This window comes from Lysinibacillus sp. NPDC096382, from assembly GCF_044762845.1.
Lineage (GTDB): Bacteria > Bacillota > Bacilli > Bacillales_A > Planococcaceae > Lysinibacillus.
Genome location: NZ_JBIWFC010000015.1, coordinates 25,455 through 42,698 on the forward strand (window position 1 = coordinate 25,455; position 17,244 = coordinate 42,698).

The 17,244-nt window shown below is 39.1% G+C and carries 18 protein-coding genes; 16 read left to right on the forward strand and 2 right to left on the reverse strand.

Annotated elements, in window-relative coordinates; translation table 11 throughout:
* The first annotated feature begins 28 nt into the window (after positions 1–28).
* The 12 genes from ACIQZA_RS18400 (at position 29) to ACIQZA_RS18455 (ending at position 13,194) form a co-directional block, all read left to right on the forward strand.
* A complete protein-coding gene (locus ACIQZA_RS18400; RefSeq protein ID WP_142510101.1) occupies positions 29–1,162 on the forward strand; it encodes a CamS family sex pheromone protein in 1,134 nt (377 codons plus the stop codon).
* 948 nt (positions 1,163–2,110) lie between these two features.
* Entirely contained in the window at positions 2,111–2,398 is a 288-nt protein-coding gene (gene gatC, locus ACIQZA_RS18405; RefSeq protein ID WP_010857153.1) for an Asp-tRNA(Asn)/Glu-tRNA(Gln) amidotransferase subunit GatC, read from the forward strand.
* Positions 2,399–2,422: 24 nt separating this feature from the next.
* Entirely contained in the window at positions 2,423–3,886 is a 1,464-nt protein-coding gene (gene gatA, locus ACIQZA_RS18410; protein ID WP_400939660.1) for an Asp-tRNA(Asn)/Glu-tRNA(Gln) amidotransferase subunit GatA, read from the forward strand.
* Between the two features lies 1 nt (position 3,887).
* Complete coding sequence (gatB, locus tag ACIQZA_RS18415) at positions 3,888–5,315, forward strand: Asp-tRNA(Asn)/Glu-tRNA(Gln) amidotransferase subunit GatB (protein WP_402883348.1); 1,428 nt, start codon at positions 3,888–3,890, stop codon at positions 5,313–5,315.
* Between the two features lie 239 nt (positions 5,316–5,554).
* Positions 5,555–6,115, forward strand: a complete 561-nt coding sequence (locus ACIQZA_RS18420; protein WP_400939655.1) for a thioredoxin family protein — start codon at positions 5,555–5,557, stop codon at positions 6,113–6,115.
* A gap of 134 nt (positions 6,116–6,249) precedes the next feature.
* Entirely contained in the window at positions 6,250–7,164 is a 915-nt protein-coding gene (locus ACIQZA_RS18425; protein ID WP_142510105.1) for a diacylglycerol kinase, read from the forward strand.
* A gap of 545 nt (positions 7,165–7,709) precedes the next feature.
* Positions 7,710–9,056, forward strand: coding sequence for a cytochrome ubiquinol oxidase subunit I (locus ACIQZA_RS18430; protein ID WP_323655687.1), 1,347 nt, complete (start codon positions 7,710–7,712; stop codon positions 9,054–9,056).
* Entirely contained in the window at positions 9,053–10,078 is a 1,026-nt protein-coding gene (locus tag ACIQZA_RS18435; RefSeq protein ID WP_400939651.1) for a cytochrome d ubiquinol oxidase subunit II, read from the forward strand. Before ACIQZA_RS18430 ends, ACIQZA_RS18435 begins: the two co-directional genes overlap by 4 nt.
* A 13-nt stretch (positions 10,079–10,091) precedes the next feature.
* Entirely contained in the window at positions 10,092–10,214 is a 123-nt protein-coding gene (gene cydS, locus ACIQZA_RS18440) for a cytochrome bd oxidase small subunit CydS family protein (protein ID WP_256469478.1), read from the forward strand.
* Positions 10,215–10,389: 175 nt separating this feature from the next.
* Positions 10,390–11,763: a 23S rRNA (uracil(1939)-C(5))-methyltransferase RlmD gene (gene rlmD / locus ACIQZA_RS18445; RefSeq protein ID WP_402883345.1), complete on the forward strand. Its 1,374-nt coding sequence runs from the start codon at positions 10,390–10,392 to the stop codon at positions 11,761–11,763.
* Positions 11,763–11,951: a hypothetical protein gene (locus tag ACIQZA_RS18450; RefSeq protein WP_323655684.1), complete on the forward strand. Its 189-nt coding sequence runs from the start codon at positions 11,763–11,765 to the stop codon at positions 11,949–11,951. The genes rlmD and ACIQZA_RS18450 overlap by 1 nt, the downstream gene beginning before the upstream one ends.
* A 253-nt stretch (positions 11,952–12,204) precedes the next feature.
* Positions 12,205–13,194: a tRNA dihydrouridine synthase gene (locus tag ACIQZA_RS18455; protein ID WP_402883343.1), complete on the forward strand. Its 990-nt coding sequence runs from the start codon at positions 12,205–12,207 to the stop codon at positions 13,192–13,194.
* A gap of 51 nt (positions 13,195–13,245) precedes the next feature.
* On the opposite strand, the gene ACIQZA_RS18460 is transcribed toward ACIQZA_RS18455, so the two are convergent.
* Positions 13,246–14,169: a GNAT family N-acetyltransferase gene (locus ACIQZA_RS18460; protein ID WP_402883342.1), complete on the reverse strand. Its 924-nt coding sequence runs from the start codon at positions 14,167–14,169 to the stop codon at positions 13,246–13,248.
* A 184-nt stretch (positions 14,170–14,353) separates the two neighbouring features.
* Here ACIQZA_RS18460 and ACIQZA_RS18465 point away from each other — a divergent pair, with 184 nt between their 5' ends.
* From ACIQZA_RS18465 to ACIQZA_RS18475, 3 genes are all read left to right on the forward strand, one after another.
* Positions 14,354–14,566, forward strand: a complete 213-nt coding sequence (locus ACIQZA_RS18465; RefSeq protein WP_402883340.1) for a response regulator — start codon at positions 14,354–14,356, stop codon at positions 14,564–14,566.
* A 243-nt stretch (positions 14,567–14,809) separates the two neighbouring features.
* A complete protein-coding gene (locus ACIQZA_RS18470; protein ID WP_402883339.1) occupies positions 14,810–16,024 on the forward strand; it encodes an MFS transporter in 1,215 nt (404 codons plus the stop codon).
* A 58-nt stretch (positions 16,025–16,082) separates the two neighbouring features.
* On the forward strand, positions 16,083–16,205 hold the full coding sequence (locus ACIQZA_RS18475; protein WP_403009937.1) for a hypothetical protein: 123 nt from the start codon (positions 16,083–16,085) through the stop codon (positions 16,203–16,205).
* A gap of 111 nt (positions 16,206–16,316) precedes the next feature.
* Here the strand turns inward: ACIQZA_RS18475 and ACIQZA_RS18480 are convergent, their stop codons facing one another.
* On the reverse strand, positions 16,317–16,514 hold the full coding sequence (locus ACIQZA_RS18480) for an alpha/beta-type small acid-soluble spore protein (RefSeq protein WP_053483023.1): 198 nt from the start codon (positions 16,512–16,514) through the stop codon (positions 16,317–16,319).
* Between the two features lie 205 nt (positions 16,515–16,719).
* Between ACIQZA_RS18480 and ACIQZA_RS18485 the strand changes: the two genes are divergently transcribed.
* Positions 16,720–17,214, forward strand: a complete 495-nt coding sequence (locus tag ACIQZA_RS18485) for a YehS family protein (RefSeq protein WP_402883338.1) — start codon at positions 16,720–16,722, stop codon at positions 17,212–17,214.
* The last annotated feature ends 30 nt before the right edge of the window (positions 17,215–17,244 follow it).

Here is a 17,244-nt window from a genome sequence, read left to right on the forward strand (position 1 = left end):
TGATTTACAGTAAAGGAGTACAAAAATAATGAAGTCATTTCGACTCATTCCAGCAATTGTCGCTGCTGCAATGCTAGTCGGCTGTGTGCCTTCTAATAAGAAGGAAACAGAGCTTACACAGGAGACGCAACAGGAAAAAGCGGAAACAACGATTATTCCAAGCATACAGATTGATGATTCATACTATAGAACGCTAACACCTTATAAACAAAGTGCTAGCAGAGGATTAGTAGTTTCAAATATCTTTACGAAATATGATATGAAGGAAGTAGAAACAGGTTTAATGCGTCTTTCCCAAAATGAGTTTGACACAGAAAACTACTTCTTCCAAGAGGGGCAGTATTTAGCTGAAAGCACAGTGACAGATTGGCTTGCACGTAGTTCACAAACGAAGGATGGTTTAAATCCTCCAACGACGGACTCAATGCCAGCAGAAGAACGTGCAACTAAGGCCCCAATCTATTTATCACATATTGTTGAGCAAAATTATTTAACAAAAACTAGTGATAATAAAGTGAAATTAGGCGGTATTTCGATAGGACTTTCCTTAAACTCTATTTATTATTATCAAAAGGAAAAATATGGAGAGTACTATGAGGAACCAATTCCGGAGGCAAAACTCGTTGAGCAAGGAAAGAAAATGGCCGCTGAAATTGTGTCCCGCTTAAGAACTCGTGATGAATTGAAAGATATACCGATTGTAGTAGGCTTGTTTAAACAAAAAGCTCGCAATGATATTATTCCAGGAACGTATTTTAACTACGGCGTAGCAAAAGCAGGACAAAACGACGTAGCTGATTGGAAAGGTATTGACGAAGAATATGTACTATTCCCAACTAGTGAATCACAGGATGTATACAGGGATGTTAGCAATAACTTTAAGAATTTTAAACAAGATGTAGATAAATACTTTTCTAATTATACTAGTGTAATAGGAACAGGCTTCTATCAAAATAAAAAAATTCAAAAGCTAACGATTGAAGTGCCAATCCAATTTTACGGCAAGTCTGAAATTATAGGATTTACTCAATATTTAACAGGTGTTCTGATCAATCAATTTGATAACATCAATGTTGAAGTAAATATTACCTCAATAAACGGTCCAGAGGCATTGATCGTTAAGAATGCCAGCGAAAAGGAACCATACGTCCATATCTATTAACATATAGTCAGCCTCGTGCTGACTATATTTTTTTGTGGGAAGAAAAATGAAGAATTAATCAGAAGGATGGATAGGCTCTTTAGAGTGACGGATAGCCCAGCGGAAATGACGGATAAAAAGGCGAAAGCGACGGAAGGGTTCCCCAGATCGACGGATAAAGTCTTCGAAATGACGGAAAGAAACAAAGGCGACGGATAGCCCATCGGAAGTGACGGATAGAGAAGCGAAAGCGACGGAAAGATTCCCCGGAGCGATGGATAAAGTCTTCGAAACGACGGAAAGAAACAGGGCGACGGATAGCCCATCGGAAGTGACGGATAAAAAAGCGAAAGCGACGGAAGGATTCCGCGGATCGACGGATAAAGTCTTCGAAACGACGGAAGGAAATAAGGGTGACGGATAGCCCATCGGAAGTGACGGATAAAAAAGCGAAAGCGACGGAAGGATTCCCCTAAGCGACGGATAAAGTCTTCGAAATGACGGAAAGAAGAAAGGGCGATGAATAGCCCAGCCAAAGTGACGGATAAAAAAGCGAAAGCGACGGAAGGGTTCCCCGGAACGACGGATAAAGTCTTCGAAATGACGGAAAGAAACAAGGGAGACGGATAGCCCATCGGAAGTGACGGATAAAAAAGCGAAAGCGACGGAAGGATTCCCCTGAGCGACGGATAAAGTCTTTGAAACGACGGGAAGCCTCTTGACCCGAGATCCGAGAGCACGGCACACAATCCATGCCCTACTCCCGAAAAGCGAAGTCTATATGAAGGACTTGAAAGGCGGTCCCTAAAGACAACACTTCGTCATAGTAGTGAAAGTTTCTTTATTTTTGGTGAAAGTTGTGATTTTTAATATGAAAAATGTTATGATAATTTGCATGGTTAACTTTATTCAACCCTATTGTCATCGACAAAAACAATGAATTGAGTGAGTATTCGGAGGTGTGGAAAAATGGCAAAATTAACAAAAGAAGAAGTTAAACACGTTGCAAATTTAGCACGTCTTGCAATTACGGAAGAGGAAGCAGAGAAATTTGCTGAACAGCTTGGTAAAATTACAGACTTCGCAGAGCAACTAAACGAGTTAGATACAACGAATGTTGAACCAACAACTCATGTTTTACCACTAGTAAACGTAATGCGTGAAGATGTGGCAACAAAAGGCTTAGACCGTGAAGTAATGATGTTAAACGTAAAAGAACAAGAAGATGGTCAAGTAAAAGTACCAGCTATCATGTAATACTAAAACATAGGAGGATTCCTCATGACGTTATTTGAACGTTCAGCAAAGGAGCTACAAGCTGACATTAAAGCGGGTAAGCTAACAATCGCTGATTTAACAAAAGAAGCATACGAACGTGTGGCAAAGCTTGACGGCAATGTACAAGCTTTCCTTGCTTCAAACGAAGAAAAAGCAACTGCACAAGCAGTTGAAATGGACAAAGTGCCATTTGAAGAGCGTGGACCACTTTTCGGTCTTCCTATCGGTGTTAAAGACAACATCGTGACAGAAGGTTTAGAAACAACTTGTGCTTCTAAAATTCTAGAAGGCTTTATGCCAATTTACGATGCAACAGTAGTTAAAAAGCTACGTGAAGCTGGTATGGTCACTATCGGTAAATTAAACATGGACGAGTTTGCAATGGGTTCTTCAAATGAAAACTCGTACTATAAAACAACAAAAAATCCATGGAACTTAAACCATGTACCGGGTGGATCTTCAGGTGCGTCTGCAGCAGCAGTAGCAGCAGGTGAAGTACCATTCTCACTTGGTTCTGATACAGGTGGTTCAATCCGTCAACCAGCAGCATATTGCGGTGTTGTAGGGATGAAACCTACATATGGTCGTGTATCTCGCTTTGGTTTAGTTGCATTTGCATCTTCTTTAGATCAAATCGGGCCAATTACTCGTAATGTTGAAGACAACGCTCTTTTACTTGAAGCAATTGCAGGATTAGATCCAAACGATTCAACTTCTGCAAACGTTGAAGTTCCAAACTACGCAGCAGCACTTACAGGTGATGTAAAAGGCTTACGTATCGCTGTGCCAAAAGAATTCCTTGGTGAAGGTGTTGGCGAAGCAGCACGCCAATCAGTGCTTGAAGCATTAGAAGTATTAAAAGGCTTAGGTGCTACAGTAGAAGAAGTATCACTTCCTCATTCGAAATACGCACTTGCGGCATACTATATTCTTTCTTCTTCAGAAGCGTCTTCTAACCTTTCTCGTTTTGACGGTATCCGTTATGGTTTCCGTGCAGAAAATGTTAATAATTTGATGGACCTTTATAAAGAAACACGCGCACAAGGCTTTGGTGATGAAGTAAAACGTCGTATCATGCTTGGTACTTACTCATTAAGCGCAGGTACGTATGATGCTTACTACAAAAAAGCGCAACAAGCACGTACACTTATCAAAGCAGACTATGACAAAGTATTTGAAGACTTTGATGTAATCATTGGACCAACTTCTCCAACACCAGCATTTAAAATTGGTGAAAACGTTAATGATCCAATGACGATGTACGCAAATGATATTTTAACAATTCCTATGAACTTAGCTGGTGTGCCAGCCATTTCAATTCCATGTGGCTTTGAAAGTGAACTGCCATTAGGCTTACAAATTATCGGTAAATATTTCGATGAAGCAACAATTTACCGTGTAGCTCATGCTTTTGAACAAGCAACGGAGTTCCATAAACAAGTTCCTCAAATTTGGGAGGGAAAATAACATGAACTTTGAAACAGTCATTGGTTTAGAAGTACACGTTGAGTTAAAAACGAACTCAAAAATCTTCTCATCAGCACCAGCTCATTTCGGTGCTGAACCAAATACAAATACTACAGTTATCGACCTAGGCTATCCTGGTGTCCTTCCTGTACTTAATAAAAATGTTGTAGATTTCGCAATGCGTGCAGCACTTGCACTTAACATGGAAATCGAACAAGAAACAAAATTTGACCGTAAAAACTACTTCTATCCAGATAATCCGAAAGCTTATCAAATTTCTCAATTCGATAAACCAATCGGTAAAAACGGCTGGGTTGATATCGAAGTAGATGGTTACACAAAACGTATTGGTATTACACGTCTTCATATGGAAGAAGATGCTGGTAAACTGTCTCACAGTGGCGACCACTCTTTAGTTGACTTCAACCGTCAAGGTACACCACTTGTAGAAATCGTTTCTGAGCCAGATATTCGCACACCAAACGAAGCGTATGCGTATCTTGAAAAAATAAAATCAATCATCCAATATTCAGATGTTTCAGACTGTAAAATGGAAGAAGGTTCACTTCGTTGTGACGCCAACATTTCACTTCGTCCATATGGTCAAGAAGAATTTGGTACAAAGACAGAGCTTAAAAACCTTAACTCTTTCAACTACGTTCGCCGTGGTTTAGAGCATGAGGAATTACGTCAAGCTGATGTTCTTCTTTCAGGTGGGGAAATTGAGCAAGAAACTCGTCGCTTCGATGAAAAAACAGGTAAAACAATTCTTATGCGTGTGAAAGAAGGAACAGATGATTATCGTTACTTCCCAGAGCCAGACTTAGTTCGTCTATCAATCGATGATGAGTGGTTAGAACGAGTAAAATCAGAAATTCCAGAGCTTCCAGATGCTCGTAAAAAGCGCTATGTTGAAGAATTAGGGTTAACACCATATGATGCAGGAGTTCTTGTTATTTCAAAAGAAATCTCAGACTTCTTCGAGGCTATGGTAGTTAAAGGTGCAGATGCAAAGCTTTCAGCAAACTGGCTTATGGGTGATGTTTCTGCATACTTAAATGCAGAACAAAAAGACCTTAAAGATACTGCATTAACGCCAGAAAACCTTGGGGAAATGGTGAAATTAATCACGGACGGTACAATTTCTTCTAAAATCGGTAAAAAAGTATTTGCTGAATTAGTAGAAAATGGCGGTTCCGCAGCAGAAATCGTTAAAGCAAAAGGTTTAGTTCAAATTTCTGATGAAGGTGCATTACTTGCTATCGTTACAGAAGTTCTAGACAACAATGCACAATCAATCGAAGACTTCAAAAACGGTAAGGATCGCGCTATCGGCTTCTTAGTTGGTCAAATTATGAAAGCTACTAAAGGTCAAGCGAACCCACCAATGGTCAATAAATTATTACAACAAGAAATTGCAAAACGTTAATTGCAATTATTATAGAAGGCCAAGAGAGCAAATTCGTTTTCTTGGCTTTTTATTTTAAAAAATATACATACAAAAGACTCTTTGGGGTATCTATACAAGATAAATGCCTTGCCAAGCAAAACGATATTTGCTGTAAATCGACACTAAAAAATACCAAATTAACACTTAATAGTTGTCTTCAAAGAGTATTCATAGCAAAATATAGTATAGAACATGATATAACTTTAGGAGGTCAATCAATGAAAACTGAACAACAATATTTTGATGATGCGATTTCGATTCAACAATATATGGATAATATGACGACATTAAAAGAGGAAAGCTTCCGTATTTATGATGGCTTCGAAGTGCCACTAAACGATGGTTTTATCGAACTACTAAAGGACAAGCAACCAAAAATTTTAACAATTACTGAGGATTGGTGCGGGGACGCAATGTTAAACAATCCAGTTATTCGTCGAGTTGCAGAGGCAGCAGGGTTAGAAATGCGCGCAGTACTACGTGATGCTGATACAGATTTAATTGATCGCTATTTAACAAACGGTGGCCGTGCAATTCCGGTTTATATTTTATTAGATGATGCTGGGCAGGTTGTTGGGAAATGGGGACCGCGTGCACCAGAATTACAGGAACTAGTAGTGAGTAAGCGAGCTACTTTACCTGATAAAGAAGATCCTACATTTGAAGATGCACAAAAAGCACTATATGCTGAAATTCGTGAAGAGAATATTACGAATAAAGCATATTGGACATTTGTCTATGAGGATTTTAAAAAGCAAGTAACAGCTGCATTACAATAATTATAAATCGTAAGGCTGCATGTCAGAGAATAAGGACATGCCTTACTTTTGTTGACTATTGGAAGCTTAATGCAACATTTAAACGAATAGTTCGTTGAAAGAAATAGAATCTTATGAAGCAAAGAAGGTATGTTATGAAACGAGCAAGAATCATTTATAATCCTACATCTGGGCGTGAAGCGTTTAAAAAGCATCTACCAGAAGTATTGGCAAAATTAGAGGTAGCAGGCTATGAGACATCTTGTCACGCAACAACCTGTGAAGGCGATGCAACCATTGCAGCAAAAAATGCAGTTGAACGTGGCTTTGATATAATCATTGCAGTTGGTGGAGATGGCACATTAAATGAAGTTGTTTCTGGCGTGAGTTCATTTGAGAACCGCCCGAAAGTAGGTTTAATTCCGATGGGCACTACGAATGACTTTGCCCGTGCCGTGCATATTCCGCGAAATATTGAAGCTGCAGTTGACATCATTATTAAAGGCGAAACGTTGCCGGTTGATGTTGGTTTATTAAATGGGGAACGCTATTTCATCAATATTGCCGCTGGCGGACGTATTACAGAGTTAACTTATGAAGTGCCAAGTAAAATGAAAACAATGCTAGGACAGCTAGCTTATTACGTAAAAGCAGTAGAAATGATCCCATCAATTAAAGCTTCCCATATGCGTATCGAATATGATGGCGAAGTGTTTGATGGGGATGCCATGATGTTTTTATGCGGCTTAACAAATTCAGTGGGTGGCTTTGAAAAGCTAGCACCTGATGCAAGTATTAATGATGGCTACTTTACTTTATTAGTATTGAAAAAAGTAAGCTTACCTGAATTTATTCAGCTTGCTGCAATGGCATTAAGAGGCGAGCATTTGAATGATGATCGTGTAATTTATAAAAAGGCAAGTGTCGTAAAAGTATCTACTGAAGATGAAATACATTTAAACTTAGATGGTGAGTATGGTGGAGATGCGCCTGCTACATTTGAAAACTTAAAGCGCCATATTGAGATTTTTGTTCCACTAGCAGATATCCGTGAAGAAGACCGTATGTAATAAACATAAGAAGGGTCTGCTTAATTTAGGTAGAACCCTTTTTAATTTAGGGTGAGAGCCTGTTTAATCGAATTTTTGTGGAGATTAATGGTTTATCACAAAAGTTGTGGATGACTTTTGTTAAAACGTCTACTATGTAAATAAGTTGATTGGTGTGGAGGCTGGGCGACTCCAGTAAAGCCCCAGCCGGAACGGAAATCAACTACGCGTTTTGGTGATGATTCCTATTTAATGGGTTAATCCCCATATATATGAATATTTTCATCCTTTAATTGGTAATGTGAATGAATTAAGAAAAATGTTTGGCAAATGTGCGTATATTACTTGAACAAAATTTGAAACCTTTATAATAGGCCGAAATTCCGGTCCATTATAAAGGTTTTTTTCGTTGCAATAGTGGAAAATGGGGTAGAGATAAGGGAGAGGAAGTGTTGCCTTTGTATAAGTCACAGGAAAGAAAGCTCATTTGGCTAAGCTTTGGTGTTGCAATTATTATGCTACTTTCCATACTTGGAAGAATATTTGGAGGTTAGGGGGGCAATGACATGGTGAATGAATCAGCAGTCTTTTGGAGTAGAGCGTTAACGGAACTAACTTTATCCTTCCATATTATTTATGCAACGATTGGAGTTGGTGTCCCGTTAATGATTATGATCGCACAATGGACTGGGTATAAAAAGAATGATGAGCACTATATTTTAATGGCAAGACGTTGGGCACGAGGTTTTGTTATTACGGTTGCAGTCGGAGTTGTCACAGGGACAGCAATTGGCTTACAGTTATCTTTACTATGGCCGAATTTCATGCAGCTTGCCGGTCAGACAATTGCATTACCACTTTTTATGGAAACGTTTGCATTTTTCTTTGAAGCCATCTTTCTAGGCATCTACCTATATACTTGGGATCGCTTCGATAGTCAGAAGAAGCATATGCTACTGTTAATTCCGGTTGCTGTCGGTGCATCGATGTCAGCTGTGTTTATAACAATTGTCAATGCGTTTATGAATGCGCCACAAGGATTTGATATTGTGGACGGCCAGCTAGTGAATATTCAACCATTTCTAGCAATGTTTAATCCAGCAATGCCGACAAAGGTAGCGCATGTTCTCGTTACAGCCTATATGACATCCGCATTTGTATTAGCCGCAATCGCAGGATATCGTATGCTTAGAGGTTCTAAGCATATATATCATAAAAAATCTTTATTACTACTTATGAAGATTGGTCTGATTTTCTCCATTGCTTCAGCAATTATTGGAGACTTTTCAGGAAAATATTTAGCGGAATATCAGCCAGAAAAACTAGCTGCGGCTGAGTGGCATTTTGAAACGGGAGACAAAGCTTCCCTTATACTATTTGGTGTATTAGAAGGGGAAGAAGTAAAATATGCTATTAAAGTACCTTATGCTTTGAGTGTTTTAGCACATAATAATCCAAATGCTGAGGTAATTGGCTTAGATCAATTTGCTGAAGAAGATCGACCACCACTATATATCCATTACCTCTTTAATCTCATGGTGTTTATCGGCATGTTTATGGCACTCGTTTCACTGGTTTATGTATGCGGGAAAGCACGCGATTGGCAGTTTATTCATTCACGTTGGTTTAGATGGATTGTTGTTGCAGGTGGACCACTTTCTATTATTGCGATTGAAGCAGGATGGTGGCTTGCTGAAGTTGGACGACAGCCTTGGATCTTATATGGATTAATGCGAACACCAGAAGGGGCCACGACGAGTGACCATGTAGATTTAATGATGCTGTTGTTTACAGGTGTGTATGCCGTATTAGGAGTAGGAAGTATGGTAGTTTTAATTCGTATGTTCAAAAAGAATCCAATTGAGCGAGAGTTAGAAGATCGCCATGCTGAAAAAGGCGGTGACATCCTATGACATTAGAGATTTTAGGTATTTCAGTTTTATGGATTTTCCTATTTGGTTATGTCATTGTAGCTTCAATCGATTTTGGTGCAGGCTTTTTTAATGCCTACAGCCTACTAATCGGAAAAAATCACATTTTAACAAATATTATTAAACGTTATTTATCACCAGTTTGGGAAGTAACCAATGTCTTTTTAGTATTCTTCTTTGTTGGGATTGTTGGATTTTTCCCACAAACAGCTTTCTATTATGGAACGATTTTACTTGTTCCAGTTAGTATTTCGCTAGTGCTGCTTGCAATACGAGGCTCCTATTATGCATTTGAATCATATGGCGCACGTGGGCATATTGGTTACACGTTGACGTATGGTATAGCAGGATTACTTATTCCAGCCTCACTCTCTGTTGTATTTGCGATTGCTGCTGGCGGCTATGTTGATATTGCTGACGGGCAACCGGTCTTGAATTATTGGACGTTGTATACGAGCCCGTTTGCTTGGAGTATTGTCGTGCTAAGCATTGCAGCGGTACTGTATATTTCAGCCGTGTTTTTAACTTGGTATGCACATAAAGCTAAGGATCGAGAAGCTACAAATTTAATGCGAAAATACGCACTTGCTTGGGCGATACCATTAATGGTGAGTGCGCTCGGCATTATGTACGAAATGAAATTCATTAACCCTGAAAGTTACAATAACCTAGTTAATTTATGGTGGATGTTTGCCATATCTGCCGTGCTATTTATTATTACTGTAGTGTTGCTATGGATGCGAAAAAATTACGGTCTTGCGGTTAGTTTATTGATTGCCCAATTTGCAGTGGCATTCTTTGCATATGGAATTGCCCAATACCCATATTTACTGTATCCGTATTTAACGATTTACGATAGCTTTACAAGCACACAAATGGCGATTGCACTCGTCATTGCGTTTGTTTTGGGACTGTGTCTGCTTATTCCATCATTGTTCTTGTTGTTGAAATTATTCCTTTTCAACAAAAATTATGTGACAGGAAAAGAAGATAATCACGCATAGGAGGGATACAACTATGACAAGTTTTTTGATTTTTTATGCACCATTTATAGTCGTCATCTTAGGTGTAGTTGCTGCTTTCTGGTGGGCACCTAGAGATTACCATACAGTAAGGAAAGAGGGGAAGAGTCGCGAATAGCGGCTCTTTTTTCTACTCGTGTAAAGGTAATCAGTTTGAGAGCGGATACCAATCTTGTCTTCCTGATCAGTTAGAAGTAGAGCCGACCACATTTGAGCCGTTAATATGAAGCCTTGTTCTTTTGTCATCCGCCTCAACATGCTACAATAAAGAGATTGAAATGGAGGATGTACGAATGTCAGCACCCGTGAAAAAGAATGACCGACTAACAGTTTATATAGAGGATTTAACACATGATGGCAATGGCGTCGCAAAGGTCGATGGCTATCCATTATTTATCCAAGGTGCACTTCCTAGTGAAACGGCGGAAATACATGTTGTAAAAACGTTAAAAAACTACGGCTTTGCGAAGGTCGTAGAAATTCTCGAGCCATCATCAGATCGTGTAGATGCGCCTTGTGAATATTTTAAACAATGTGGCGGCTGCCAATTACAACACCTGTCTTATGAAGGACAGTTAAAATGGAAAGAAAACATGGTGCGTAATGTCATGCAGCGCATTGGTAAAATTGATGCGCCTGTTCTACCAGTGAAGGGCATGGAAGAGCCTTGGCATTACCGTAATAAAGCGCAAATACCTTTCTCCTCAAATGAAGCAGGACAAGCAATTGCTGGTTTCTACAAAACGAAGTCTCATAGCATTGTGGATATGGAGCGATGCTTAATTCAGACTGGAGAAGCGGACGCTATTCTTGCAGGTTTGAAAAAGGAACTAGCGGCAATCGGTGTTCGACCATACAACGAATTATCGCATGAGGGAATGCTTCGCCACGTAGTTGTTCGTAAGGCACGAGCAACTGGTGAAGTGATGGTTGTTGTCGTAACTAAAAAGAAAAAATTCTCGCAAAAAGAAGCCGCTGTTGCGATAATCCAGAAGCTTATCCCGAATGTTACATCCATTATGCAAAACGTTAATAGCGACAAAACGAACGTTATTTTCGGTGATGAAACCGTAAATCTTTGGGGCAAGGACGTTATTATTGATACAATTGGCGATGTTCGCTTTGAAATTTCAGCCCGTTCATTTTACCAAGTAAACCCTGAGCAAACGGAAGTTCTATACAAACAAGCATTAGACTACGCTAACTTACAGGGTGATGAACGAGTAATTGATGCATACTGTGGTATCGGCACAATTTCATTATTCCTTGCACAACAGGCAAAGGCTGTTATGGGTGTTGAAATTGTCCCACAAGCGATTGAAGATGCAAAACGCAATGCAGCACTAAATGGCTTTACGAACACGTATTTCGAGGCTGGGCCAGCAGAGGAAGTAATTCCACGTTGGTATAAGGAAGGCAAAGAAGCGGATGTTTTAGTAGTTGACCCACCACGCAAAGGTTGCGATGAGGCTCTTCTTCAGACGATTTTAGAGCAACGTCCTAAGCGTGTTGTGTATGTGTCCTGTAACCCAGCTACACTAGCGCGCGATCTTCGAATTTTGGAGGATGGGGGCTATAAAACGCAGGAGATTCAACCTGTAGATATGTTCCCGCATTCGACGCATGTGGAGGTTGTTACGGAACTAACTCTAAAGGAGCGATCATAATGGACGCAGCAAAAAAATGGCTCTCTATCCCGAAAGATATCAGAGAAATGCTCGTGAAAAACGTATTTTGTGGCAATTGTGGTGTAACGGCAATTGTGAAGTACACGATACAAGAGGGAGAATATGCCCCTGTATTGAAGGGGAAATGCAAGACTTGTGGTAGGGATGTTGCTCGGGTGATTGATTAGTAAATGATAGAACTCTGAAAGGATGGAGTGAATATTCCATCCTTTTTGTGTAAGCATGGAAGGGTTTTGGTTGAATCTTATGCTTGAATAGAAGAGGTTACTTTTGATATATGTGAATTAAAATACGACTTTCACAAATTATAAATACCAAATGTATTTGTTGATAATCAGTTATTGAGCATGATATAAGTGTAAAAGAAGTAGAACATTTGGCTTCATATTTTTTTATCGAGAGTTTGAAGTTGTATCCATAGTGAGAGGATTTGAGTTTGACATGATAGATAATTTTTGGCGTGACTTACCGCGACCATTTTTTGTACTTGCACCAATGGAAGATGTGACGGATGTTGTTTTTCGTCATGTAGTAAGTGAAGCCGGTCGACCGGACGTATTTTTCACAGAGTTTACAAACTCGGATAGCTATTGTCATCCAGAGGGCATGAAAAGTGTGCGTGGTCGTTTAATTTTTACAGAAGATGAACAGCCAATGGTGGCACATATATGGGGGGATAATCCCGAATATTTTCGTCAAATGAGTATTGGTATGGCGGAGCTAGGTTTTAAAGGCATCGATATTAATATGGGTTGTCCTGTACCGAATGTGGCATCGAGAGGGAAAGGTAGTGGCCTTATTCTGCGTCCAGACGTTGCGACAGAGCTTATTCAAGCAGCAAAAGCAGGAGGACTACCTGTCAGCGTGAAAACACGACTTGGCTTTAAAGAGGTAAATGAGTGGGAGGAGTGGCTAACGCATATTTTAAAGCAGGATATTGCGAACCTTTCTATTCATTTACGTACAAGAAAGGAAATGAGCCAAGTAGATGCGCATTGGGAGCTAATTCCGGAAATCAAAAAATTGCGTGACCGTATTGCACCAAATACGCTAATAACAATCAATGGAGACATTCCTGACCGTCAAACTGGGCTACAACTTGCTGAACAATATGGTATTGATGGCGTTATGATCGGGCGAGGTATTTTTAAAAATCCTTTTGCTTTTGAAAAAGAGCCGAAAGAGCATAGTAGTAAAGAGTATCTTGATCTTTTAAGACTGCAGCTTGATCTTCAAGATCAATATGCGGAAGTACTACCACGTTCAATCTCTGGGCTTCATCGCTTTTTCAAAATTTATGTTAAAGGTTTCCGTGGAGCTGGTGAATTAAGAAATCAATTGATGAACACGAAATCAACAGATGAAGTGCGTGCATTGCTTGATAACTTTGAATCAAACGATGTTGAATGACGAAGGACCGTAGATAGAAAAGAGGGGCAATGAACCCCTTTTTTTTGTTGCCTAATTCAGTTTTGTAAAGTACCTTATCTCTTCTGTATCCGTATAAAAACCGACAGACTCGTATAGAGATAAAGCTGATTTATTTGTAGTTAGTACCATGAGAGTAGCTTTTTGTAGCTGATGAGACTTAAGGTATTTCATAGCTTGTGTAAGCAAAAACTGGGCAATACCGCGTTTCCTCCACGGTCCACGGACATAAACGTCCTCTATTACACCGTATTCTTCTTCTTGCCATGCCATCAGTCCACCAATAATAGCGTCTGTTTGACGTATGACCATGGATGTCCATAGCTTGTTGTTCTTGTATTCAGATAACCTATTTAGACCAAGTGGAGTGTCTGGCCAAATTTCGGCTTCTATATCAAGGTAATCTCTTTCCTCGCTAGAAGTCTCCATCTTCCAGTATGAGAATTGAAATTCTTCTTGTAGTGTTAACGCAGGAATAGGTTTATTCAAATCACGATTCATACGATACAGGCTATTTAGAGGGAGGTAGCCTTTTTGGATAAAAAACTGATTGTTTGCAGTTTCTTCCGAGTCGTTACCAACGCAAAGGATTGTTCCATATTCTTTAGGTAAAGTTTCCTTTAATTGATGTGCTCTTTTGAAAAGATATTGATAGACTTTATCGAGCAGAGCAATGTCATGTTCTCTTTCAGAAATGGTTTTAAGATTAACGTATATAGAGTGGTTATTCTCTATTGAACGACTGGGGGGTACAACGTTAATGATGCTAACTTGCCCCTTAGCGACCATTTTCCCATTTTCAAATGCGCAATAAACGTTACGCCAATTATCTTCGTCTCCGACCCACCAAAATGTCGCATTTTCTTTTGCTGTAACGGATTGGTACAATTCTCCAAGTAAAGGCATGTCTCCATTTTCAAAATTACGTATGAAAATTTCTGTTGATGATTGGCTCAAAATAATCCTCCTCGTAGTATGGGATTTCGCAGTTTAGAAGGTTGGCTATGCGAGTTCCCTGTATCAATTCCATCTATACATTATATATCATAAAATGGTATTATATGTAATAACATTTTTAATGATTCTTTAAATAACTTTTTCTAAAATAGCTGTTACTTATTGCCCAAAAGGAGAATTAACTATGTACAAACTTATGCATATTGAAGACGATACTGAATTAAGTGCGCTTATTCAAGAAAACTTGGAGCGCTATGGGTATACTGTTGTACAGCTTAAAGACTTTTTTGATATAGATGAAAATGGCCTCCTATCTCAACTAAGAGCTAAGGTAATTTTTTCTACTATAAGGCATTGCTATTTCAATAATAATCTTATAAAATGTAGAACAACATAAATGAACGAAATAAATTTCCTTTAATACGGTCCAGAGAGGCTGAAAAGGGCTACTTGATATTTTAAGGCTAATAATATCTTTGATTTGGCATGCCCTTTTGTCCTCTGTGACAGAAGGGCTTTTATTTTGCTTCAACCTCTTTTAATGGAGTCCCGTGAGGCTTCAAAAGAGAATGGACAAGAATTGTATAATCCATTCCCTCAAAAAGAGATCTTTATCAACAGAAACTGGAGGATTGTAAAGATGGATTATCGTAAGAAAACAGTGGTAGCTTCAGTAGCTGGTTTAACGTTGGAAGGGATGGACATTATGTTTATCTCCTTTGCAATGACAATGATTATTTCGGAATTTAACATTGATTTCGCAACGGGTGGGCTCATTTCTGCCGTAACGAATATTGGTATGCTGTTAGGTGGCATTATTTTCGGGGTTTTAGCTGATAAGTATGGGCGGGTAAAAGTGTTTACTTATACCGTCTTGCTGTTTGCAATTGGTACAGCTTTAACTGGGTTAGCAACAACTATTGAACAAATTTATATTTATAGATTTATTGCAGGTCTCGGTGCAGGGGGCGAATACGGCATTGGTATGGCGCTTGTTGCCGAGGCTTGGCCGAAGAATAAGCAAGGAAGAGCCTCTTCATATGTTAGTGTAGGTGCTCAATACGGAGTTATTTTAGCAGCGTTACTAAGTGCCATTATTCTTCCTATTTTAGGATGGAGAGCTTTATTCTTTGTTGGTGTAGTACCTGTCATTTTCGCTTTTATCGTGCGAAGAAATCTTGAGGAATCACCGGAGTGGCTGGCTGCTCAGAAAAATAAAAAAATCGATAAGCAACATGAAAAAGGTAAGTTGGTGCAGCTATTTGAAACGCCTCGAACTTCGATGACGACAATATCATTAATCGTTATGGCAACTGTTCAAATTGCTGGTTACAATGGCTTAATGATTTGGTTGCCATCTATGTTGCAAAAATCTCAAGGTCTATCCGTTTCAAGCTCGGCACTTTGGACAATTAGCACAGCAGTTGGCATGATTATTGGGATGCTAACATTTGGACGATTTATGGACCGATTTGGCGCAAAGCGTGCATTCGGAATCTTTTTACTTACATCTGCATGTGCAGTATTTTTATACGCATATGCCACAGGTAGTATCGCAATTTTATTAGGTGGTGCAATTGTCGGCTTCTTCTCAAACGGGATGTTCGCAGGGTATGGAGCTTTAATTAGTAGCTTCTATCCGGTGCAAATTCGAAGTACAGCAACAAATACAATTTTTAACTTTGGTAGAGCAATTGGAGGATTTTCACCAATCTTTGTCGGCTATATTCTTCAAAGTTATGATATGACGGTCGTTATGATCTATTTAGCTGCCTTATATTGTATTTCCTTTATCGTGATGCTTACTCTAAAAAAAGGGGCAAGCGAGGCTTTACAACCGGTTGAAATTAAATAAATCAATTATGCCTCGGCATAAATTGTGTCTGGAATCGGCTTTGTGCTTAGGCCTGCAGATGTTTTTTGCGCGAAAGCGTAGTGCTAACGCAGCGTCAGCAACTGGTTTTGTCTGTGCGAAAGCGAAGTGGCAGCAACAGCACGATGCAGGTCAGTTAGCCGTTATCGCATGGATGCGATGATTTTAGGCTAACATCCTCTAAGAACCCCTTTCCGATTCCATGACATCCGCCGAACATGAAAGAACGAATGCCAATTTTAAAAAAGGGATTCGTTCTTTGTTTAATTTATTATTATAATAAACCTTTTGAACGTTTTTCAGCCATTTCTACGAGGCGTTTTGTTATTTCTCCCCCGACTGAACCGTTTGCACGAGAAGAGGCTTCTGGCCCTAATTGTACATTAAATTCTTGTGCGATTTCATATTTCAATTGATTAACGGCTTCATGTACACCGGGAACTAGAAGCTTATTTGAACTACGATTAGCCATTTATCTCACCTCCTTGTGATTAGAATGGTCGAGAGTTAGCTAATCATACATGTTAAAAAATAAAATGCACATTCTAAATACTTTAGTAAAGTAACTTTTGGAAAGCTAACTAAAATTGTGAATGTCTCTGCTATAATAAAGTAATGCTTCAATTAGGATAGGATTATTAGAAGCGCTTTTACAGTTAAAAATGGAGGTTTTTAAAATGACGAACAATGATATTTTAATTCGTTTAAGATATGCATTAGATATCAAAAATACAGATATGGTTAAAATTTTTCAGCTAGGTGGCATGGACTATACGAAAGAACAAGTATTGAACATGCTTATTAAAGTTTATGATGAGGAAGAAGCACCAGAAGAATACATTAAATGTAATAATAAAATGGTAGAGGCTTTTTTAAATGGATTTATTACATTTAAACGGGGTCCGCAAAAGCCTAAGCCAGGTCAATCAGAAGGACCACTACCTGTTTCAGGAAAAGAAAGCCCTAATAATATGGTATTAAAGAAAGTGAAGATTGCGTTAGCCTTAACGACTGAGGAGATGCTCGATATTTTATATGATGGAGGCGTTAGCGTTTCGAAAGGCGAATTAGGTGCCATTTTAAGAAATCCAAGTCATCGTAACTATAAAGAATGTGGCGATCGCTTTGTGAGAAATTTTTTAAGAGGGCTGACAGATAAGTATAGAAATTAAAAAACGTTAACTCTGAATTGTCAAGTGTGA